This window comes from Halpernia frigidisoli (genome assembly GCF_900113805.1).
Taxonomy (GTDB): Bacteria; Bacteroidota; Bacteroidia; order Flavobacteriales; family Weeksellaceae; genus Halpernia; species Halpernia frigidisoli.
This window is the reverse complement of the sequence record NZ_FOQT01000005.1, coordinates 35,116-57,308: the sequence shown is the minus strand read 5'-3', so window position 1 is coordinate 57,308 and position 22,193 is coordinate 35,116. Positions and strand designations below refer to the sequence as shown.

Here is a 22,193-nt window from a genome sequence, read left to right as displayed (position 1 = left end):
TTTTAATGAAATCATTCTTAACTGTATTTACCATTGCAATTTCTACAACAACAATTTTTTCACAAACTTCTGCTGTCAATAAAGCAAACATAATTATAGAAAAAGCTATAACGGCACAGGGCGGCAAAGATTTATTAGAAAGTATAAAAACGATGTATTCCAAATCTGAAACTGTAATGGATGGGAGAAATGTAAATTGGGTTACAAAAGAAATGGCGCCAAACAAAGGAAGTTTTGAGATTATATACGAAGGTAGAGTTGTTTACAAGTCTTTCTATGACGGAAAAGTTGGTTATGAATATGTTCGGGGTGAAAAAAAACTAGCAGATCCGGAAGAATTTAAAGACAAAGATTACAGAAAGCATATTATCAATGAATTAGATTATATTGATCCAACATTATATAAGCTGGAATATATCGGTGAAGAAAAAGCCAACAAAAAAGACTGTGAGAAGATAAAAGCAACTCTTATTAATGGTAAAGTAACTTATCTATATTACGATAAAAAAACAAATCTTTTAGCGGAAAGAGAAGTCATAAAGAATGGTGAAAAAAATTCATTTTCAACTATACTTTACGATGATTATAAAAAATTTGGTGATTTAATTTATGATACTAAAAATACTTTTGTATCCGAAGATGGTAATCAAATTTCAAAAATTGTTGAATTATACTACAATAAAAATATAACGGATAAAGATTTTCAATAGAATAAAATTGTTAAAAATCTACTTCAGAATTCCCCGAATTTTATTTGCGTTCGTAATCAGTTCTTCCAGATACTCAAAATTATCCTTTTCTAAAGCCGATTTAAATTTGCGGAGTTGTGTGATGTGTTCATTTAAAACATCAAGAACATTTTCTTTATTTTGTCTAAAAATCGGCACCCACATTTCCGGATGAGATTTTGCCAAACGAACAGTGCTGCTAAAACCAGAACTCGCGAGTTGAAAAATAGTATCTTCTTCCCGTTCTTTCTCTAAAACTGTATTTGCTAAAGCATAAGACGTAATATGAGAAATATGAGAAATATAAGCCGTATGAATATCGTGGTCTTCAGAATTCATGAATAATAAATTCATTTCCAGATTTTCGTATAATTTTTTAACTAGATCTAAAGCATCTTTTGCAGAATTTTCTTCGTCACAAATCACCGCTGCTCTTTCAGCAAAAGCGTCTGCTGTTGCAGCTTGTGGACCCGAATTTTCTGTTCCCCACATTGGATGAGTTGCCACAAAACGATTTCTTTTTGGATTATTTTCGATAGATTTTGCAATACCGGATTTTGTGGAACCAACGTCCAAAACAGTTTGTTTATCGGAAATTAAATTTAAAATTTCAGGTAAAATGTTTTTCGTTGCATCCACAGGAACGGCAATAATGATGATATCAGAATTCTTTACCGCGTTTTCTAGATCAGAAATCTCATCTATAATGTTCAACTTTTTGGCTTCCGCTAAATGATTTTCATTAAAATCAACACCAAAAACTTTGCTTACAAAATGCTTTTGTTTCAATTTCAACGCCATTGAACCGCCAATTAAACCAACACCAATTAACGCTAAATTCATATTTTAATTAATTTACCAATGTAAAAATCTAACAGTTCACCAATTTTAAAAATAAAAATTTAAATCAAAAATAATATTTTCACGACTTTACAACCCAACAAATTTATCTAAGTGTTTTTAAACTCATGAAAGTCGCAGTATCCTTTGCCTTTTGAAATTCTATTTCAAACTTTGGATTTTTTGCCGGATACATTATTAAATATTTAGGAAAGGGTTTTTCCTGCGCATTGCTTCGATCAAAATCTATTTTTCCATTTTCAAATATACTGTCACGCAAAAATTTTTCTGTTATTTTTTGAGCGTCAGTTTCCTGCTTAAAATCGGGAGAATATTTAAAAATTTCCGTTAAAGTTTCTGCTTTTACGCGTGCGCTTGGAAAATAGGAGCAACTTGCATCTTTTTTACCAAAAATAAAAAGCACAAATAAAATTCCCGGAACTAGACCTATCAAATAAAATTTTAATTTCTTCATTTAGAAAATTAAAAGATTGATGTCGTGATAAGTTAAATTAAAACGGTCGCAGATCATTTTCTTTGTGTGACGGCCTTTGTACATATAAAGGCTGTCTTTCATTTCGTTTCTTCTTACAAGCATATTTTCAAAACCGCCTTCATCGTCGTAAGTTAAAAGATAACTCAGGAAGAAATTACTGATTGCCTTACTTGTCGTGCGTGGCATTTTTGAAGTTAAATTTGGCAAACCACAGTGTATAACGCCGTGTTTTATAATATACGGATCTTCCATGTCGGTAAGTTCCGAAGTTTCAATTACTTTTCCATTATCGATCGTCACGTCAATTATGACGCTGCCTTTTTTCATGTTTTGCACCATTTCTTCGGTCACAATTGGCTGAGCACTCCATTTTGAAAAAGCACCGATCACAACGTCTGCGCGACGTAAACTTTTAGATAATTCCTTAGGATCTATTATTGAAGTTGGAACGCGGCTGTCAACCAAAGAGTGAATTCTGCGAAGTTTGGATAAAGAATTATCAAATATTTTCACACTCGCGCCCAAACCCACTGCTGCTTTTGTCGCAAATTCGCCCACAATTCCGGCGCCAATGATAACAACTTCTGTAGGACGAACGCCTGTAATTCCGCCTAACATTAAACCATTCGACAACGCTAAAAGTTCAGAAGAGTAGAGTATTGCGATATTTCCCGCAATTTCACCGATCAAACGAACAAGTGAAAGTTGCTTGTATTCATCAGAAATGAATTCAAAAGCAATTGCATTTATTTTTTTCTCTCCTAATTTTTTAAAATAATGCTGATCCCGAAGATTAATTTGCAAAGCAGAAATAAGATAACTGCCGCACTTTAAATATTCAATTTCTTCTGTAGTTGGCGGATTTATTTTTAAAACAAGATCCTGTCCAAAAGCTTCTTCAGCACTTTCTGTAATTTTAGCACCAGAATCTGAATATTGAAGATCCGTAAAAAATGAACCTTGTCCCGCGCCTGCTTCAATAGTAATATGATGCCCATTATTTATCAAAACCTGCACAGCATCCGGCGTAATACACGTTCTGCGTTCATTAAGACAAGTTTCTTTCGGAATACCGATGCTGAATTTTTTTCCTTTTTTTACCACTTCCAGTTTTTCTTCCTGTGGCATCAGATCTTCCTCTGTAAACGGTGTAAATATATTACCGGGATTACTCATACTTTTTTTTCTGTTTTTAATAACGTACAAAGATATATCATTTAAAAATTATCTCCCTTGTTAAACCCTTAGTTTCTATGCTCATTTCATGATGTGGGAAATCGGCAAGATCTTCGGAGTAAATCTCCGGCCACTCTATTATTGATAAATAGGCGCTTTCCAGATATTCTTCAATACCAATATCGTAAACTTCGTCTAAATTTTTTAAGCGGTATAAGTCAAAATGAAAAACCTTTCCTTTTGGCGTATCGTATTCATTTACAATAGAATAGGTGGGTGAATTTACTTCATCGCTACTTCCTAAACTTTTTAATAAATATTGCGTAAAAGTAGTTTTTCCGGCGCCAAGATTTCCTTTTAAAGTTAGAACAGAAAGTTTTAATTGTGGTAAAATTGATGAAACTACGTTTTCCCAATCTTCTAATTTATCTATTTTAAATGTCATTGTTTAAATAATTACTTTGCTAATTTATTGCATTTTAAAATTTCACTTCCCATTCCCCGAGAAATTCATCTAAGAAAGTTTGCATAAAATCGTGTCTTTTTTCAGCCATTTTTTTTGCAGTTTCAGTGTTCATTAAATCTTTTAGAAGTAATAGTTTTTCATAAAAATGATTGATCGTCGTCCCGTTAGATTTTTTGTATTCCTCTTTTGACATCTTTAGTTTAGGCAAAATTTCAGGGTCGTACATCAGATTATTTTTAAATCCACCAAAGTTGAAAGTTCTAGCAATTCCGATTGCGCCAATTGCGTCCAATCTGTCTGCATCTTGCACAATATGCAATTCTTTAACAGGATTTAATTCTGAAATTTCTGTCTTCTCATTTCTATTTTTAAAAGAAATGTTTTTAATAATAAATAGAACTTTTACAATTTTTTCTTCTTCTAAATTTTGACTTTCAAGAAATTCACGGGATATTTTTAAAGCCAGTTCTTCATCGCCATCGTGAAATTTTGGATCAGCGATATCATGTAAAAGCGCGCCTAATTCAATAATTTCAATTTCGCCACCTTCTTTTTGAGATATTTTTTTACTTAATTTCCAGACGCGTTCGATATGAAACCAATCGTGGCCAGCTTCTGCATTTTTCAATTTTATTTTAACAAAATTTACTGTTTCTGTAATTATCGAATTTTCCATTGTACAAATTTAAAATTAATGGATGATATTACTTAAGGTTGTTTAGACTAATTTTTAAATTTATAAAATTATGTGATTTTTATATTTTTATTTCCTTAAATGACTATTATTCAGTAAATATTGTGCATTAATTCATATAAATAATTATATTTGTTTTCTAAATCACTATATGATATTATCGATGACAGGCTTCGGTCGGGCGGAAGAAAATTTTGATGGTAAGAAAATTACTGTAGAAATAAAATCCTTAAACAGTAAAACATTTGATTTAAATATCAGAGTTCCATTACGTTATAAGGAAAAGGAATTTGAGATCAGAAAGGTTTTAAATGATCAATTGATTCGTGGAAAAGTGGACTGCTACATCAATTGTGAATCTCATTCTGAAAATTCTGCCGTAAAAATTAATCAGGAATTAGTTCAAAATTATATATTACAACTTGCAGAAGCTTCGCCTGATGCGCCGCATTTCGAATATTTGAAAATGGCGGTTAGAATGCCGGAAGCAATTTCTGCCAAAAATGATGAACTGGAGGAAAGTGAAATCGCATTTTTATTTGAACTTATCCGCAAAGCAATCTTTAATTTTCAGGAATTTCGTTCCACGGAAGGTAAAATTTTAGAAGAAGAATTGACAAAAAATATTCTCAGCATTGAAAAAAATCTAGCGAAAGTGATTCCTTTTGAAGATGAAAGACTTGATGCGGTAAAAGAGCGTTACAAAAAAACCTTGTCAGAATTCCAAAATATTGATGAAACCAGATTTTATCAGGAAATGGCCTATTATTCTGAGAAACTGGATATTGCAGAGGAAAAAGTACGTTTGGCGCAACACCTAAAATATTATATTGAAGTAATGAAGGAAGACGCAAACGGAAAAAAACTAGGTTTTATCGGTCAGGAAATTGGTCGGGAAATTAATACTTTAGGCTCAAAAGCCAACCATAGTGAGATCCAAAGATTGGTTGTGGAAATGAAAGATGATTTAGAGAAAATAAAAGAACAGACTTTGAATGTTTTATAAGTAAGAAGTAAAAAATTTATTTTAAGACTAATAGAAATCTTAGCGTTCTTAGGTAAAATTTCTTTGCGCCTTTGCATGGAAATCTTCAGCAATTTTATTTAAAAAGATTATTTTTGCCCTATCATGGAAAAAGTCATCATCTTTTCAGCGCCTTCGGGAAGCGGAAAAACCACTTTGGTAAAATACGCCATAAGCAAATTTGAAAATCTTGCATTTTCTGTTTCTTGTACTACGAGAGCGCCACGCGGCGAAGAAATTCATGAAATAGATTATTTTTTTATTTCGCCTGATGAATTTAAATCCAGAATTTCTACCGAAGAATTTGTAGAATTTGAGGAAGTTTATAAAGATAAATTTTACGGCACTTTAAAATCTGAGGTTAAAAAAAATTGGAAAAATAGTAAAGTCGTTATTTTTGATGTCGACGTGAAAGGCGGCGTTGCTTTAAAAAAATATTTTGGCGAAAAAGCGCTTTCAATTTTCATAAAACCACCTTCTGTGGAAGAGTTGCAAAGACGTTTAACATTACGCGGAACTGACGATGTAGAAACCGTGAAAATACGTGTAGAAAAGGCAACAGAGGAATTAACTTTTGAAGATAAATTTGATAAAATTATTATCAATGATGATCTCAATAAGGCAAAATCTGAACTCGACAAAATAATTTCTGAGTTTATCAAATAAAAAAAGACGTTTAAAAAACGTCTTTTATCAAGTATTTAGAAAAATTTATTTCTCAGTTTTACGAAGCAAAACCTCATCGATCATGCCGTATTCCACGGCTTCACCGGAAGTCATCCAGTAATCACGTTCAGAATTTTTCTCAACCCAATCGTAATCTTGCCCAGAATGTTGTGCGATAATATCGTAAAGTTCTTTTTTCAACTTCAACATTTCGCGTAAATTAATTTCCATATCTGTCGCAACGCCTTGTGAGCCACCACTTGGTTGGTGAATCATCACTCTTGAGTGTTTCAAAGCAGAACGTTTTCCTTTTTCACCTGCCACCAAAAGAACTGCGCCCATTGAAGCCGCCATTCCTGTACAAATTGTCGCAACATCTGGCTTGATGATTTGCATCGTGTCATAAATTCCCAATCCTGCGTAAACACTTCCACCAGGTGAATTAATATAGATCTGAATGTCTTTTGAAGCATCAGAACTTTCTAGAAATAACAATTGAGCAGTCACAATATTCGCAACCTGATCGTCGATTCCTGTTCCAAGGAAAATAATTCTATCCATCATTAAACGGGAAAAAACATCCATTTGCGCCACATTCATTCTTCGTTCTTCCATAATGTAAGGAGTTAGATTCGTTGGTCCGAAACCGCCATACATTCCCATATATTTATCCGTCGCCGTGCCGCTGTTTCCCATGTGTTTCACAGAGAAATCTCTAAATTCTTTATATATATCCATTTTAATTTTTTAATATTTTTTAATTCTCAAAGTCTGTTCCAATTGTAAATTTAGCCATTTTGTCATTCAAATTTAGGTTTTCTTTTAGCATGTAATATGGCGTCAATGTAAATTATTTTTTTGTCATCGTCAATCCAATAGATAATCGAATAGGGAAAACGAACCAAAGGAACTTTATGCAGATTATATTTATCTTGATGCTTTTCAAAAAGATAAGGGTTGTTTTCTATTAAACTTAAATACTCTTCGATTTCATGTGCAAACTCAAATCCTAAACCTATTTTCTTATCTTCATACCAAGAAATTGCTTCTTCAAATTCTTCGGCAGCAGGAATAAGAAATTCAATTTCGTAATTCAATTTAAGATTCTGTTTTTCACAGATTTCCAATTTTCTGTATTGATTTTCCCTGCTTCAAAATCTTTTTTACGTTTAATTGCCTCGGCCCATTGCTTTTCTGAAATTTCGTTTTCTTTAATTAACAGTTTTGCAATCTCACCTTTTTCTTTAGGTGCAAGTTTATTTATAATTTTTAAAAGTTCCTCAAACGGAAGATTTACAGATATTTCCATTGTTTTATTTTTATCAAATTTAGAAATTTTATTGAAATAATTTAGCCATTTTGTCAGACAATTCTATTCAGTTCTTTGTCTATCTGGTTTTTTAATTGTGTCAAAAGCATTATTTTTTTTAAATCTTCCTGGCTAAAATCGCTATCCGGATTTTCTAATTTTTTTCGCGTTTCGTTTATTAATGTTAAAACAAATTCCCTTTTGTGCCTAAAAATAACGTCCTGAACTATATTTTGGACCAATTCATCTTCTCTTTTAAAATAAATATTGTGTTGTTCCCAGTTGCTTAGTTCATGAACGGTCATTAACGAATTTGCCACTTTTGAAGTCACTTCTTCGTCCATTAAAGTCAGAAAAAAATCACCATTTCTGATTTCTTTATTTTGAAGTCCTGATTTAATATCATCTACAATTTTTTGGTTTAAAGCAATTTGTATTTCATAATTATCTTCCTCTAAGTGATTTATAATTTCCTCAATAACTGTTATTTGGTATTTTTCAGTTTTATTTTCTTCGGAATTTTCATCTTCGGTTTCCTCTAAATCTCTTTCTTTTTCTAAAATCTGATCGCCATATTTTAGCATTAATTCAACCAATTTTTCCTCTAAAATCAAAAGCGGATTTATTGCAATGACGTCTGCAACTTTTTCTAATTTTGTTGGTATATGAAGTTTTCTATTTAATTCAGATTCTTCTTTAAGTACTTTTTTTTGTTTTAAAAGCGCCATCTCATTAAATAGACTTTTTTCTGAAATGCCAAATCTCTTCGAGATTCGAGTAAAGTAAAAATCTTTTTTCAACTCACTATAGTAAGATAATGATTCTACAATACTTTTAATAGCCGCAATCTGTTTAGTTAAATCGTTACCCGCTTCCTCTAAAAGTATATCTGCTTTAAACTCAACAAAATCTTGTGCTTCGGTTTTTATAAAATTTTCAACAAAATCTTTCGGATGTTTTCTGCTAAAAGAATCCGGATCATCGCCATCTGGAAATAGTAAAATACGAATATTCATACCTTCCGCTAAAAGCAGATCGATGCTTCTAAAACTCGCCTTTATTCCCGCTGCATCGCCATCAAATAAAATCGTGACATTTTCGGTGAGTCTTTTTATTAATTTAATTTGATCGTTTGTTAAAGCCGTTCCCGAACTGGCAACTACATTTTCAATTCCAACCTGGTGCAATGCGATCACGTCCATGTAACCTTCCGTCAAAAGACAAAGATTTTCCTTTGAAATCGCTTGTTTACTTTGGCTTAAACCATAAAGAACTTTCGATTTATGATAAATTTCCGTTTCCGGCGAATTGAGATATTTGGCGGCTTTTACATTGTTTTTTAAAATTCTGGCACCAAAACCCAAAACTCTTCCGGAAAAACTTAAAATAGGAAACATGACGCGTTCCCGAAATCTGTCAACGCCTTTTTCAGCGTATTCCGGGAAAATAGAAAGTCCGGATTTTTCTAAAATTTCTTTATTATAACCTTTCTCTAAAGCATATTCCGTAAAAGCATCGCGTTGTTCCGGCGAATAACCCAGTTGAAATTTTTTAATAATATCATCACGCAATTCCCTTTCTTTAAAGTACGCAAAACCAATAATTTGTCCTTCTTCGGTTTCGCGCATCTGTTCCTGGTAGAAATTATTGGCAACTTCATGAATTTTATAAAGTAATTCACGATCAGTTTGCGACTGTTTTTCTTCTTCAGAATATTCCCGGATATCTTCCTCAACTTCGATTCCGTATTTTTTTGCGGCATGTTTAAGTGCTTCAGGATAAGTAAATTGCTCAATTTCCATTAAAAAAGAAATCGCCGTGCCGCCTTTTCCTGACGAAAAATCTTTCCAGATCTGCTTGCTTGGAGAAACAACGAAACTCGCTGTTTTCTCGTCGTGAAAAGGACTTAAACCTTTAAAATTAGAACCTGCGCGTTTCAATTGCACATATTCACCAATAATTTCTTCAACTCTGATTGTTGAAAATATCTTGTCAATTGTGCTTTTTGAGATCATTTTGTAAAAATAAGAATTTAGATTTTGAAATATTATTTTATTTCAATTTTTTGGGCGCCTTTATCCGCCTTCCGTTCCCACTTTTTTTGTTTCGCTGCGCTGCACAAAAAAGAGTTCCACTCAAGTCGGGGCGCAGATTGTTTTAAAAAATCAAAGGTTTTTCACGTAGAAACAAATTTTAAATAAAGTAAAATTATCAATCTTCTATTTCTTTTTTAGTTCCAAACATTGAAATTATGACCCAAACATGCGGAACTGTTATCGCCGCTAAAAAGGCAAAAAACATAGCTTCAAAAAGTTTTTCATCTTTAAAAACAAAATATAAAATGGCGATTCCAACTATTGAAATTAACCAAAACCAAAGTGCAGATTTACAGTATTTAATAAAATTATTTTTGTTCCAGCTTCCGTACAAATACTGAACCTGATCAATCATAGAAGGAATGCTGTGCCAGAAAATAAAATAAATGGCGAAGCCCCAAAGTAGTGCGGCGGTTTTAAAAATTACGGCAAAAACTATTAAAAAAAACAATTCTAAAACTAATTTTGCTTTAAATGTAGAATTTTTAAAAAACATGTAAGTGCCCGTTAAAAATAGCATAAGAGTTGAAATGTAGAAAGGGATTTCTATAACTGACTTTGAAATTTTATAATCAATTATCGTAAAGACAATATCTCTGACGTCATTTTGGTGAAAGAAAAAGAGCAGAAAAAGGATAAAAAAACCATAAAAAAAGACAAAAGTTTTTTTAATAAAGTCACTTTTGATATGTAATTTATTCGTCCAGTGTTGTTCACCAAAGTGAAATGCGCTGATCAAAATAAATGATAAAAGAGCTAACTTAGGTATGAAATAAAATAAAATAACGACTGATAATACAACGCTTACATATTTAATTAAAAGAACAATAACTGATTGCTTTTTTTTATTTTTAATTTTATTTAGCAAAAAAAGATCATTTGCACCGTGCAAAATCCCGAAACTTAAGATCAAAATGAATGAACTTACAAATTGAACTTCTTTAGAAAAAAAATTAGTTAACCAAATACAGAAAAAACTGATAACGACTTTAAAGTTTTGATTCTTCATGAACGTAAAGATAAAAACAAAATTTATAAAAAGTTATCATAATTTAAGGTAAAATAATTTACTAAAATGTGTAATTTATTAAAATAATTGTCTAAATTTGATGTAATTAATTTAATTAAAACTTAAAACTTAAAACTTTATGCAAACTTTAACTTTACTTTCGACCACAATGGTCAAAATGGCTTCTGACGATTATGTTGGATTTACATTCTTTGTTGGTTGTATGGCAATGATGGCAGCATCAGCTTTCTTTTTCTTATCGCTGAATCAGTTTGATAAGAAATGGCGTACATCAGTTCTGATTTCCGGGTTAATCACGTTTATTGCTGCGGTCCATTACTTCTACATGAAGCAATATTGGGTAGACGTTCATGAGTCGCCAACTTTTTTCCGTTATGTGGATTGGGTTTTAACCGTTCCATTGATGTGTGTTGAGTTCTATTTGATCTTAAAAGTAGCCGGTGCAAAAACCGATTTACTTGTACAAATGATTTTGCTTTCTTTAGGGATGTTAGTTACTGGATATCTTGGAGAAACTGTTTTCAGCGGACAAGCTGCACTTTGGGGTGCGATTTCCGGTGCATTTTACTTCGTAATTGTTTATATAATTTGGTTCGGTAGTGCAGCGAAATTAGCAAAAGCAGCTGGTGGAAATGTCTTGGCATCACATAAAATTTTATGCTGGTTCGTTCTTGTTGGCTGGGCAATTTATCCGCTAGGTTATATGCTTGGGACAAACGGCTGGTACACAAGCCTTTTGGGTTCTGGAAGCGTAGATGTTGCTTATAACATTGCTGATGCGATCAATAAGATTGGTTTCGGATTAGTAGTTTATACTTTGGCAACAAAACAAACCACTTAGATTTAAGTACAAATTTAAAAACCGGCTTCTTAACTGAAGCCGGTTTTTTTTATGATTTTTTTTAGAATAGTTTTATTCTTCCTCGTCTTTTTCAGCAAGCTCAAAATCTGCATCAAATTCTTCAGCAATTAACTCGTCTTTGTTCAGCCAATAATCAGATGTTAAAATGGTGTAATTTGATTCATCTTTTTTATCAAGTTTCCAGATAATATCTTCAGCTTCATCAAATCTTTTTTCAGTCGACATTTGGTCAGAAAATAATCTCTTAATTAAATTACTCTCAGAAAGTCCGTTATTTAAAGATTTTAAAACGATTTCTTTGGTAATTTCTTCTTTAGAATTATCTGCGGAAGTTAATTCAAATTCAACTTTTGTGGCTTTTGCGTTTGGAAATTTTCCATTAAATGCTTTAAATAAAAGTTGGTTTATATTGAAAAGGTCGTAATGCAAACCAATTTCGGGATATTCTTCTGAAATTTTATCGAGTAACATTTCGTTGGATATCTGATCTATTTGTCCTTCATTTAAATTTTCCGATAATTTATAAGTCAAAATAATTTTTGCGGCTTCGTTTGGTTCAAAATCAGTGATTGCCATGAAAAGCATTTCGCGTAGATTTTCCGGTTTTATGGTGTCTGCTTCGGGAAAACTGTATAGTTCTAAAAGTTTGACGAAATCTTCATCCTTCCAGTAATTTTCTATTTCTTCAATTGTTGAAGCACTGTTTAATTTTACGTTGAATTTCATAATATTCTTTCTTTAAAGCTATTTAAATAAATTTTAATTTAAATATCCGAAACCTCCAACTGCAAAAGGCGAACCGAAGTCCGCCTTTTAAGTTTTAGAGAAAAATAAATTAGTTTGATTTATCCTTTAACGCTTCCTTGTCTTTATCGGAAGGATTCCAGACTTTGATCTGGTCATTTTTGGTAATTCCGGAAAGTACCTGAACATTTATGCCATCAGAAGCGCCCAGTTTTACATAAACTTTTTTAAAAGTTCCGTCCGCTTGTTTTACTTCTACAAAAGGTTTATCGTTGCCTTTTACTTTTTCATATTGAACTAAGGCTTCGTCTAAAAGCAAGGCGTTTTTTACAGAACTTAAAATAATTTCACCGTTTGCAGAAAATCCTGCACGGATATATTCATCAGATTCATTAAAAACATCACCTTCAATCGGGAATTTTATCGTTCCGTTTTCTTCCGTTCCTTTCGGAGCGATCATCGTTACTTTTCCGGGGAAAGTTTTGCTTTGAAGTGCGCCAATTACTATATTCATCGGCATTCCTTCTTTTAATTTTCCGGCTTGGGCTTCATCAATTGTTCCTTTAAACTGCAAAGAATTAAGGTCAGCAATAGAGCAAATTGTTGTCCCGGCGTTAAATGAATTCGCTTCAATTACCTGACTTCCTACTTTTACAGGAACTTCTAAAACTGTTCCCGCTACTTTTGAACGAACCTGTGTGCTTGCCAAACCTTGCAATTCTGGTGTTGCGCCGGTTCTAACAATTTGCAATTGTTTTTGTGCGGTATTTAACTGCTGAACCGCATTTTTGTAAGCCTGTTGCGTGGACGTCAATTGCTGTTGAGACGTAATGTATTCCTGTTTAGAGATCACACCTTGGGAAAATAATTTTTGCTGCATTGCAAACTGTTTCTGTTGATTATCTATATTCATTTTTGCATTACTGATCTGCAATTGTGAATTTTGAATCTGTTGCGTGGCATCATTTACCTGAGATAAATTTGGGATAATTTTTATTGTTGCAATCAATTGACCGGCAGTTACGTGATCGCCTTCTTTCACTAAAATTGTATTGATAATTCCTGCAATATTTGGTTTTATCTCAATTTCTTCACGCGGAACAATTGTTCCTGTTGCCAAAACTTTGTCGTCCATATTTTGCACGATTGCGGTTTTGGTAAGAAATTCATCACTTTTTTTAGAGTTTGAGTTCACGAGATAACGGATTCCCATTATTAGCAATAACAAAAATAAGATCCCGATGATCCAGTAAATAATCTTTTTTGCGGTAAATTTTTTCTTTTCCATATTGGTTAGTTCTATAGTTTTTTTAATTTTTTATTCTGTTCTTAAAGCTTCTATTGGTCGGATCTTAACGGCTCTTTGCGCAGGAATCATTCCTATTACTAAACCCAGAAAAACCATGACGGCCATTGCTGCCAAAACTTCGCCGTAATTGACGGTCGGATTATAAAACGGGAATTTATCCTGACCTTTTGTCATAGCATCTAAACCCATCAAAAGCAGTATGCCGAAAATAAATCCCAAAAGTCCGGAAGTTATCGTGATGACTACACTTTCAAGCAAGATCTGATTTCGTACTTCTGCAGGTTTTGCGCCTAAAGCACGACGAATGCCGATTTCTTTAGTTCTTTCTTTTACGGTAATTAATAAGATATTTGAGATCGCAATGACTCCCGCTAAAATGGTTAAAGTTCCTACGGTGATAGTCAAAAGTTGCATTCCTGTTAGAAATCCGGTTAATTTCCCGAATAATTTTGCAAAATTAAAACTGCCAAACGCATTGGTATCGTCGGGTGAAACGTTATATTTTTTCTTAAGTTCATTTTTTACTTCATCTTCCAAAACGCCGATATCTGCATTATCTTTCCCAACAATAGCAAAATATCCTGCTTTGTCACCGTCATTATACATTTTAGTAAAAGTGGTAAATGGAATATACGCTGAACGATCACTGCTGATGCCGCCTTGTCTTTGTACACGAAAAACGCCAATTACATTGAAAAAAATGCCCTTTACTGTAACTGATTTACCAATTGGGTTTTCATTCTTTTTTGCATCGAAAAAATTCTTATAAATCTCTTCACCTAGAACAATTACATTTTTATTTCCGGTGATATCTGCATCATTTAAATATCGACCGAAAATTAAGGTTTTCTGCGAAATTTTGTTTCCAATAGGATAATCTCCATTTAAAGTATAGGTTTCGTTTTTGCCATCTTTTGAAAAAACGACTCCACCGCTGCCAAAATTCCCTTGTGAAGTTTGTGGCGAAATAAAGGATATTTCCGGAATTTTTTTCTCTAAAACCTGAATATCGGGTAAATGCAAGGCCATTTGTCTTCCCTTCGGAAATCCATTATAAGGAATGTTTGTGTTTTGTGCCCAAAGAAAAATAGAGTTGGTTGCTGTTCCCGCAAAAGCTTTGTCAAAACCATTTTCCATACCTTTTGCCGCACCCAAAAGTGCAACGAAGAGAAACATTCCCCAACCCACACCGATCATGGTGAGGAAAGTTCGAAGTTTATTTTCCCGTAAGGAATAATAAATCTCTTGCCACGTGTCTATTTTAAATATGATGTTCATATTTGGTTTTTAGTTGATGGTTTTCGGCTTATCTTTTTTATCAAAACCGAATTTATATTACAATATTTTTTAATTTTCATCTAAAATCTAAAATCTAAAATCTTTACTCGGTGCGTAACGCTTCAATCGGTTTAATTCTACTTGCCCGAAATGCCGGCACAAATCCTGCGATCAATCCTGCAAAAACAAGACAGACAAAAGCCACAATTATTAAACCCCAACCAACGGACGGATCTTTTATAAAATATTTTTCTAAACTGTCACCGACGAGAAATAAGGTTAAAATTCCTAAACCAACGCCGATAATTCCGGAAATTACTGTGATCACAACACTTTCCTGAATAATTAAACCCACGATCGCACTTGGTTTTGCACCGATCGCTTTTCGGACACCAATTTCTTTTGTGCGCTCTTTCACGATATAAACCATAATGTTACTGATCCCGATAATTCCCGCCAGTAATGTTCCCAATCCTATAAAGCCAACAATAATGGTAATAATTAACAAAAACTGAAAAGTATTTTCCATGTTTTTGGCATTATTATTTACGCGGACTGCATTCTCATCATCAGGCGAAACTTTTAAACTTTTCTTTAGATTTTTTTGTAGTTTATCGCTGTATTTTATCGCTTCCGCTGGCGACATATTTGGATTATAGGTAAGATAAACCGTACTTAATGTATCAGAACCTTTTTTTAATTGTTGAAGCGTAGAAATCGGTACACTAATCATTCTTTCATCATTATCACCACCATCATCAGAAAAAACGCCCACTACTTTAAACATTGTTCCGTTTAAACTAATATCTTTTCCAACCGGTGAACCATTTTTTATAAGATCGCGCTGAACCATTCTGCCGATAACTGCCACATTTTGTTTGGCGCTAATATCTGCATCATTAATGTATCTTCCGTCTAAAACCTTTCTGTTTTCAATATATGTTTCATTTTTATCAGCGCCATTTACCTGATAAGAACCGCTTTCTCTGCCATATTTTACGACCATACTTGCCGTGTATCTTGGCGAGGAATATTCAATACTTGCAGGATCTTCTTTTTTAATATTTTCAAAATCACTGTTTTGCAAAACGACCAGTCGATTGGTTTGCAACCCATCAAAAGCTATACTTGTTTTACCGGTTGAAATTGAAATTAAATTGGTGGCATCTCGTGCAAAACCTTCAGTAAAAGCGTTTTTTAAACCATTTCCAATACCAAAAAGAACAATAAAAATAAATAATCCTAAAGCCACGGTAAAGCCTGAAAGTATCGTCCGCAATACATTACTGCGAATAGATTCAAAAATTTCCCGCCATCTGTCTATATCAAACATTTAGACTAAAACTTTTTGGTTAATAAATGAATCACTTTCTATAATTCCATCTTTTAAAATCACATTTCTTTTGGTTTGCGCTGCAACATCGTTTTCATGCGTTACAACAATTATCGTTTTCCCGCTGTTGTTGATTTCCTGAAGTAATTTCATGATCTCATAAGTAGTTTGGGAATCAAGCGCGCCGGTTGGCTCATCCGCGAGGATCACTTTCGGATCTGTCACCAAAGCTCTTGCGATCGCAACCCTTTGTTTTTGTCCACCAGAAAGTTCGTTGGGTAAATGTGTCGCCCATTGCGCTAAACCTACTTTTTCAAGATATTCCATCGCGCGGATATTTCTCTCTTTTCTTGGTACATTTTGATAATAGAGTGGAAGTGCTACATTTTCCAGAGCATTTTTGTAGCCAATTAAATTAAAGGATTGAAAAATAAATCCCAGGAATTTACTTCGGTATTCGGCGGCTTTTATTTCTGTAAGATCTTCAATGGGAAAACCATCTAGATTATAAATACCATCATCTTTTTCATCTAAAATCCCGATAATATTAAGAAGCGTCGATTTTCCACTTCCGGAAGAACCCATGATAGACACAAATTCACCTTCGTCGATGCTAAGATCAATTCCTTTCAGCACGTGCAGTTTACTTTTGCCTGTGTCGTAAGATTTGTTGAGGTCTTTAATTACTAACATTAAGTGCGGTTTTAGTTTTCTAATTGGTAGAAGATTTTCAGAATTTGTTACATGTTTTAAAAACTGAATTTTTCTTTGTATTGTTTAGTTTTTAAATCCAGTTATAGATTAAATTTTAAAATTTTGTTTAATAAATTATTACTTCTAAAAGCCTTTATCAACAACTTTTTGTCATAATCAGTTGATAGCAAAGAGTCTGTGTGATTGTGGAAAACTTTTGGACTTAAAAATCAAAAATTTAACATTTTGACGGCGTTTTCATTTTTAATTTCGGCTTTCAAGTTCTACTTTTGTAAACACGACAAAAATAAGTGCGTATTTTTAAATATTATTCGGTACAATTGATAAATTATTGATTATCAAATATTTAAATTTCAACGAAAAGTTTCTGTCTCGTTTTTCATCACCTAACAACTATTTTAAATATGGGCATTTTCGACAAAAGAGTAAGTTACAAACCATTTGAATATCCTGAAGTTACACAGTTCACGGATGCCATCAATAAATCATTTTGGGTTCATTCTGAAGTAGATTTTACCGCGGATATTCAGGATTTCCATTCTCAACTGGAGCCTAAAGAAAGAAACGCGATCAAAAATTCACTTTTAGCGATCGCACAAATTGAAGTTTCTGTGAAAACTTTTTGGGGAAATCTTTACACGCATTTGCCAAAACCAGAATTTAATGGACTTGGTTCTACGTTCGCCGAATGCGAATTTCGCCACAGTGAAGCCTATTCAAGACTGTTGGAAGTTTTGGGTTACAATGAAGATTTTACTTCTGTCGTAGAAGTTCCTGCCGTAAAAGAACGCATCGATTTCCTTGGAAATGTTTTGAAATTTGCTAATTCTACGACGCCAAAAGAATACGTTTCTTCATTGTTGCTTTTCAGTATTTTAATAGAAAATGTGTCGCTTTTCAGTCAGTTTGCGATTATTTTATCGTTTACAAGATTTAAAGGTTATCTTAAAAATGTATCCAACGTAATTGGCTGGACTTCCGTTGATGAGCAGATTCACGCCAACGCAGGAATTTATTTGATTAATACCATTCGCAAAGAGCAACCGGATCTTTTAACAGAATCTGATATTGAAGATATTTACACTTTGGTAGATCAGTCCGTGGAACTTGAAGCAAAATTATTAGACTGGATCTTTGAAATGGGCGAAATTGACAATATTTCAAAAGAAGATCTTTACAACTTCATGAAATACAGAGTGGATGACAGTTTGAAAAAAATCGGCATGAAACCGCGTTACAATATTTCGCCGGAACAATACCGGCCAATGATGTGGTTTGAGGAAGAAGTTTTCGCCAACTCTATGGATGATTTCTTCGCCAAAAGACCTACTGACTATACAAAACACGATAAAAGTATTACTGCGAACGATTTGTTTTAATTGAGAAGCAAGATTAAAGAGCCAATAACCAAGAAAATGAAAATTTTTAGAATTATTTGGGCGCCAGTTTCCGCCTTCCGTTCCCAATCTTTTTTTCAAATGCAAAAAAAGGATTTCCACTCAAGTCGGGGCGCAAATCCAAAAAGGCGAATTTTAAATTAGAACTCAAAATGATGGAGGGAAAAATATTCATTGACGTCTATGAAATCGGAAATGTGGATTTCAAAATTATTGATGAAAATATGGGCGTAATTGGCGGAGATTTTTTATCAATTCACAATTATGATAAATTTAAGAGCAAAGTTCAAAATTTCACAGAAAAAAATGGAAATGCAAATTCAGCGGATTTTAATTTTGAAATTTTAATAAAAAATATAGAATTAAATCCAATTGGCGGAATTACATTGCTTGATTCAAAAGAGTTTGATGAAATGTATTTAGATGCTGCAGGATTAGATTTGAGAGAGCTAGAAAAAATTACTGATTAGAAAATTGCTTTAAAGAATATTTCCTATTTCATCGAGGTGAAAAAATCTTACGAAAGAGAAAAAAACGATTTTAATAGCCCCGATTGAAACGGCATCCTTTTTATTTTTTTTTGAAAAAAATAAAAAGATATAGTGGAAAGCGGGAAGACATTTAAAAAGAAGCGGAAACTTTCTGCTCCCAAAAAAGGTAAAAATAAAAATAAAAGATTGCTTCGTTCCTCGCAATGACAGCAACTACAAAATAAAGAAAATGGAAGAAAAAAAAGAAATCTGGTGGCTGAACGAAGAGTCTGAGCAAATGCTGAACCGCGGTTATCTGCTGAAAGGCGAAACGGTGGACGGCGCAATTTTAAGAATTACGGGCGCAGCGGCAAAAAGACTTTACAAACCGGAATTGCAACCGGCTTTCGAAGAGATGATCAGAAAAGGCTGGATCAGTTTTTCTTCACCGGTTTGGGCCAATATGGGAACTGAACGCGGTTTGCCGATCTCGTGTTTTAATGTTCATGTTCCGGATAATATTGAAGGAATTACGCATAAATTGGGCGAAGTAATCATGCAGACCAAAATTGGCGGCGGAACTTCGGGCTATTTTGGCGAATTGAGAAATCGTGGAACTGCAGTTACTGACAACGGAAAATCTTCCGGCGCGGTTTCTTTTATGAAATTATATGACACTGCGATGGATGTGGTTTCTCAAGGTGGCGTTCGCAGAGGTGCTTTTGCGGCGTATCTGGATATTGACCACGGCGATATTGAAGAATTTTTGTCGATAAAAGATATTGGAAGTCCGATTCAGAACCTTTTTACCGGAATTTGTGTGCCGGATTATTGGATGAACGACATGATAGAAGGCGATACAGAGAAAAGAAAAATCTGGGCGCGCGTGCTGGAAAGTCGCCAACAGAAAGGTTTGCCGTATATTTTATTCACCGATAATGTGAACAGAAATAAACCGCAGGTTTATAAAGACTTAGGTTTAATGGTGAACGCGAGTAATCTTTGCTCGGAAATTATGTTGCCTTCCACGGAAAAAGAATCTTTTATCTGCTGTTTGTCTTCCATGAATCTGGAATTATATGATGAATGGAAAGACACAAACGCGGTACAATTGGCGATCTATTTCTTAGACGCAGTTTTATCAGAATTTATTGAAAAAACGGAAGGGAATTATTACTTAAATGGTGCGCGGACTTTTGCTTTGCGTCACCGTGCTTTAGGTTTGGGCGTTTTGGGTTACCATTCTTATCTGCAGAAAAATAACATTCCGTTTGAGAGTTTTGAAGCGACACAATTTAACGCAAGAGCCTTCAAACATATCCGTTCTGAAGCCGATATTGCAAGCAGAGAATTAGCAAATATCTACGGCGAACCGGAAATCTTAAAAGGTTACGGAATGCGTAATACGACGGTAATGGCGATTGCACCAACGACTTCAAGTTCGGCAATTTTAGGACAAACTTCTCCGGGAATTGAGCCTTTTGCATCGAATTACTATAAAGCCGGTTTGGCGAAAGGTAATTTTATGCGTAAGAATAAATATCTGGCAAAATTACTTCAGGAAAAAGGTCTGGATAATGAAGAAACGTGGCGTGCAATTATGTTGAACCACGGTTCTGTACAGCATTTGAATGAATTGACGGAGGAAGAAAAATTGGTTTTTAAAACCTTTAAAGAAATCTCGCCGATGGAAGTGATTTCTCAAGCAGCACAAAGACAGCAATACATCGATCAGGCGCAAAGTTTGAATTTAAATATTCCTGCAACGATGCCGATAAAAGATGTCAATTATCTTTACATCGAAGCCTGGAAAAAAGGCGTGAAAACCTTGTATTACCAAAGAAGTTCGTCAGTTTCTAAGGAAATGATGGTGAATTTTGTAAGTTGTAGTGCGTGTGAGGCGTAACATTGAAATAAAAAGGCAAAAGTATAAGGTAAACCGTAGAATTTTTCTGCGGTTTTTTTTATCTTTGATTATTATGGAAAAAATTAGTTTCTTATTTTTTACTTTGTTGTTCGGTTTAAAACTAAATGCACAGAAAAAGGAAGTTTATGTTGATGATAATTTTAGTGAAATAAGTAAAAAAGAATTTCTGCGCAACAATGATAAAATGTTTTATTCTTGGTCTGATAATCAAGATTCTATAACTTACAACATCAGAGTTCAGAGAATCGCAGAAGGAAAATTAGATGAAGTTCAATTAAAAAAAATTAAAGACTTTTTTAATCTTCAACAAAATTTCAACAAAAAATTTACAATAAATTATTATCAGGGAATTGATGATTGTAATAAAAATTCAGATCAAAATGAATATGTTTTTTCTGATTTAAAAGAATATATTAAAAAATTTGAAAAAATAAACTCACCATTATTCCTCGTTTATGCTGATGAAAAAGGCTTAACAAATAGACTTCAAAAGTTTGAATGGATTTATGATAAAGCTAAGATAATAGAAGAAATATTTTTTAATTTTCATTATCCCTGCGATTCTGCAATCGTAATATCGCCAGACGGAAATTTCGTCTTATTTAGAGGTGAACATAAATGGGAATGGGTTTTTAACATTGCCTTCAAATAGAAAAATTAAGAATAAGTAGATTTTGATTCGTTCTTTATCTTTGTTAAAACCAAAACCTAATTTCTAACACCTAAAACCTAAAAAAATGAAATTCGGACAAGTCCCAAATCCTTCGGAAATTGATTTTACGCTGCCAAAAGATCATCTAAGAACGAGGGAAATTTTAAAGGAAAAGAAGTCCAAAAAATTTCAGGCTTTTGTGGGTTGCGCAAAATGGAACAAAATAGATCTGAAAGGATTTTACCCGAAAGGGACAAAAGATGAATTGAGTTATTATTCTACGCAGTTTAATTCCATTGAATTAAATGCTACTTTTTACAGTTTGCCAACGCCGGATCGGGTTTTAACCTGGAAAGACAAAACACCGAAAGATTTTAAATTTTTCCCAAAAATTCCAAATACAGTTTCTCATTACCGAAGATTATTGAATATCACGGACGTTGTTACAAATTTTGCAACATCGGTTTTAAATTTTGATGAAAAACTGGGAATGGTTTTTTTGCAACTTCATGATAATTTTAAACCAAAAGATTATGACAGGCTTGAGAAATTTGTAAACGACTGGCCAAAGGAAGTACCACTCGCGATAGAATTAAGAAATGAAGAATGGTTTGCAGACGAAGAAATTTTTAACCAAATCTGTGAAGTTTTCGAGGAAAATAACGTCACCAATATTATTGTAGATACAGCCGGAAGACGCGATATTCTGCATATGAGATTAACGACGAAAACTGCTTTTATAAGATATGTTGGCGCAAATGATGACAGTGATTATCAGCGTTTGGACGACTGGATCGAACGGGTAAAAATCTGGAAAAAAGAAGGTTTGGAAAATTTTTATTTCTTTGTGCATCAGAATATTGAGAAAGCTTCGCCGCTACTTTCTGCTTACTTTGTTGAAAAATTAAACAAAGAAATTGGAACTGAACTTCATATTCCAAAAATGGCGGATGAAAATCATATACTTTTTTAAATATTTAAG

General features: G+C 33.4%; 24 protein-coding genes. 9 read left to right on the top strand and 15 right to left on the bottom strand.

The window, feature by feature from the left end:
- Positions 1-5 precede the first annotated feature (5 nt).
- Positions 6-710 (top strand): hypothetical protein, encoded by a 705-nt coding sequence (locus tag BM238_RS12575; protein ID WP_143093392.1) that lies wholly within the window; start codon positions 6-8, stop codon positions 708-710.
- A gap of 18 nt (positions 711-728) precedes the next feature.
- Here the strand turns inward: BM238_RS12575 and BM238_RS12570 are convergent, their stop codons facing one another.
- The 5 genes from BM238_RS12570 to BM238_RS12550 form a co-directional block, all read right to left on the bottom strand.
- On the bottom strand, positions 729-1,571 hold the full coding sequence (locus tag BM238_RS12570) for a prephenate dehydrogenase (RefSeq protein WP_090081821.1): 843 nt from the start codon (positions 1,569-1,571) through the stop codon (positions 729-731).
- Between the two features lie 103 nt (positions 1,572-1,674).
- Positions 1,675-2,043: a hypothetical protein gene (locus tag BM238_RS12565; RefSeq protein ID WP_090081817.1), complete on the bottom strand. Its 369-nt coding sequence runs from the start codon at positions 2,041-2,043 to the stop codon at positions 1,675-1,677.
- The gene (locus tag BM238_RS12560) at positions 2,044-3,240 is read right to left on the bottom strand and encodes an alanine dehydrogenase (RefSeq protein WP_090081815.1); all 1,197 of its coding nucleotides are present in this window, start codon (positions 3,238-3,240) and stop codon (positions 2,044-2,046) included. It lies immediately after the preceding gene.
- 37 nt (positions 3,241-3,277) lie between these two features.
- On the bottom strand, positions 3,278-3,685 hold the full coding sequence (gene tsaE / locus BM238_RS12555; RefSeq protein ID WP_090081812.1) for a tRNA (adenosine(37)-N6)-threonylcarbamoyltransferase complex ATPase subunit type 1 TsaE: 408 nt from the start codon (positions 3,683-3,685) through the stop codon (positions 3,278-3,280).
- A 34-nt stretch (positions 3,686-3,719) separates the two neighbouring features.
- Positions 3,720-4,382, bottom strand: a complete 663-nt coding sequence (locus BM238_RS12550; protein WP_090081808.1) for an HD domain-containing protein — start codon at positions 4,380-4,382, stop codon at positions 3,720-3,722.
- Between the two features lie 169 nt (positions 4,383-4,551).
- On the opposite strand from BM238_RS12550, the gene BM238_RS12545 reads away from it, so the two are divergent.
- Positions 4,552-5,406, top strand: a complete 855-nt coding sequence (locus BM238_RS12545) for a YicC/YloC family endoribonuclease (RefSeq protein WP_090081805.1) — start codon at positions 4,552-4,554, stop codon at positions 5,404-5,406.
- Between the two features lie 123 nt (positions 5,407-5,529).
- The gene (gmk, locus tag BM238_RS12540; RefSeq protein ID WP_090081802.1) at positions 5,530-6,090 is read left to right on the top strand and encodes a guanylate kinase; all 561 of its coding nucleotides are present in this window, start codon (positions 5,530-5,532) and stop codon (positions 6,088-6,090) included.
- A 45-nt stretch (positions 6,091-6,135) separates the two neighbouring features.
- Here the strand turns inward: gmk and clpP are convergent, their stop codons facing one another.
- The 5 genes from clpP to BM238_RS12515 form a co-directional block, all read right to left on the bottom strand.
- Complete coding sequence (gene clpP, locus BM238_RS12535) at positions 6,136-6,828, bottom strand: ATP-dependent Clp endopeptidase proteolytic subunit ClpP (RefSeq protein WP_090081798.1); 693 nt, start codon at positions 6,826-6,828, stop codon at positions 6,136-6,138.
- A 62-nt stretch (positions 6,829-6,890) separates the two neighbouring features.
- Positions 6,891-7,187, bottom strand: a complete 297-nt coding sequence (locus BM238_RS12530) for a type II toxin-antitoxin system RelE/ParE family toxin (RefSeq protein ID WP_177205471.1) — start codon at positions 7,185-7,187, stop codon at positions 6,891-6,893.
- Positions 7,184-7,399, bottom strand: a complete 216-nt coding sequence (locus BM238_RS12525; RefSeq protein WP_090081791.1) for a hypothetical protein — start codon at positions 7,397-7,399, stop codon at positions 7,184-7,186. The genes BM238_RS12530 and BM238_RS12525 overlap by 4 nt, the downstream gene beginning before the upstream one ends.
- Before the next feature lie 53 nt (positions 7,400-7,452).
- Positions 7,453-9,414, bottom strand: a complete 1,962-nt coding sequence (gene dnaG, locus BM238_RS12520; RefSeq protein WP_090081788.1) for a DNA primase — start codon at positions 9,412-9,414, stop codon at positions 7,453-7,455.
- Between the two features lie 196 nt (positions 9,415-9,610).
- Positions 9,611-10,504 (bottom strand): Brp/Blh family beta-carotene 15,15'-dioxygenase, encoded by an 894-nt coding sequence (locus tag BM238_RS12515; protein ID WP_090081786.1) that lies wholly within the window; start codon positions 10,502-10,504, stop codon positions 9,611-9,613.
- 139 nt (positions 10,505-10,643) lie between these two features.
- On the opposite strand from BM238_RS12515, the gene BM238_RS12510 reads away from it, so the two are divergent.
- A complete protein-coding gene (locus BM238_RS12510) occupies positions 10,644-11,366 on the top strand; it encodes a bacteriorhodopsin (protein WP_090081783.1) in 723 nt (240 codons plus the stop codon).
- 72 nt (positions 11,367-11,438) lie between these two features.
- Here BM238_RS12510 and BM238_RS12505 read toward each other — a convergent pair whose 3' ends face one another.
- The 5 genes from BM238_RS12505 to BM238_RS12485 form a co-directional block, all read right to left on the bottom strand.
- Positions 11,439-12,113, bottom strand: coding sequence for a hypothetical protein (locus BM238_RS12505; protein WP_090081780.1), 675 nt, complete (start codon positions 12,111-12,113; stop codon positions 11,439-11,441).
- A 109-nt stretch (positions 12,114-12,222) separates the two neighbouring features.
- Positions 12,223-13,419, bottom strand: a complete 1,197-nt coding sequence (locus BM238_RS12500; RefSeq protein ID WP_090081777.1) for an efflux RND transporter periplasmic adaptor subunit — start codon at positions 13,417-13,419, stop codon at positions 12,223-12,225.
- A 30-nt stretch (positions 13,420-13,449) separates the two neighbouring features.
- Positions 13,450-14,718, bottom strand: coding sequence for an ABC transporter permease (locus BM238_RS12495; protein WP_090081774.1), 1,269 nt, complete (start codon positions 14,716-14,718; stop codon positions 13,450-13,452).
- A 103-nt stretch (positions 14,719-14,821) separates the two neighbouring features.
- Complete coding sequence (locus BM238_RS12490) at positions 14,822-16,051, bottom strand: ABC transporter permease (protein WP_090081771.1); 1,230 nt, start codon at positions 16,049-16,051, stop codon at positions 14,822-14,824.
- Positions 16,052-16,744, bottom strand: coding sequence for an ABC transporter ATP-binding protein (locus BM238_RS12485; RefSeq protein ID WP_090081768.1), 693 nt, complete (start codon positions 16,742-16,744; stop codon positions 16,052-16,054). It lies immediately after the preceding gene.
- 425 nt (positions 16,745-17,169) lie between these two features.
- Here BM238_RS12485 and BM238_RS12480 point away from each other — a divergent pair, with 425 nt between their 5' ends.
- The 5 genes from BM238_RS12480 (at position 17,170) to BM238_RS12455 (ending at position 22,184) form a co-directional block, all read left to right on the top strand.
- Complete coding sequence (locus BM238_RS12480; RefSeq protein WP_090081762.1) at positions 17,170-18,144, top strand: ribonucleotide-diphosphate reductase subunit beta; 975 nt, start codon at positions 17,170-17,172, stop codon at positions 18,142-18,144.
- Positions 18,145-18,314: 170 nt separating this feature from the next.
- The gene (locus tag BM238_RS12475; RefSeq protein ID WP_143093391.1) at positions 18,315-18,632 is read left to right on the top strand and encodes a hypothetical protein; all 318 of its coding nucleotides are present in this window, start codon (positions 18,315-18,317) and stop codon (positions 18,630-18,632) included.
- Between the two features lie 250 nt (positions 18,633-18,882).
- Complete coding sequence (locus BM238_RS12465; RefSeq protein WP_090081746.1) at positions 18,883-20,538, top strand: ribonucleoside-diphosphate reductase subunit alpha; 1,656 nt, start codon at positions 18,883-18,885, stop codon at positions 20,536-20,538.
- Between the two features lie 73 nt (positions 20,539-20,611).
- Positions 20,612-21,211: a hypothetical protein gene (locus tag BM238_RS12460; protein WP_090081743.1), complete on the top strand. Its 600-nt coding sequence runs from the start codon at positions 20,612-20,614 to the stop codon at positions 21,209-21,211.
- An 85-nt stretch (positions 21,212-21,296) separates the two neighbouring features.
- A complete protein-coding gene (locus tag BM238_RS12455) occupies positions 21,297-22,184 on the top strand; it encodes a DUF72 domain-containing protein (protein ID WP_090081740.1) in 888 nt (295 codons plus the stop codon).
- The last annotated feature ends 9 nt before the right edge of the window (positions 22,185-22,193 follow it).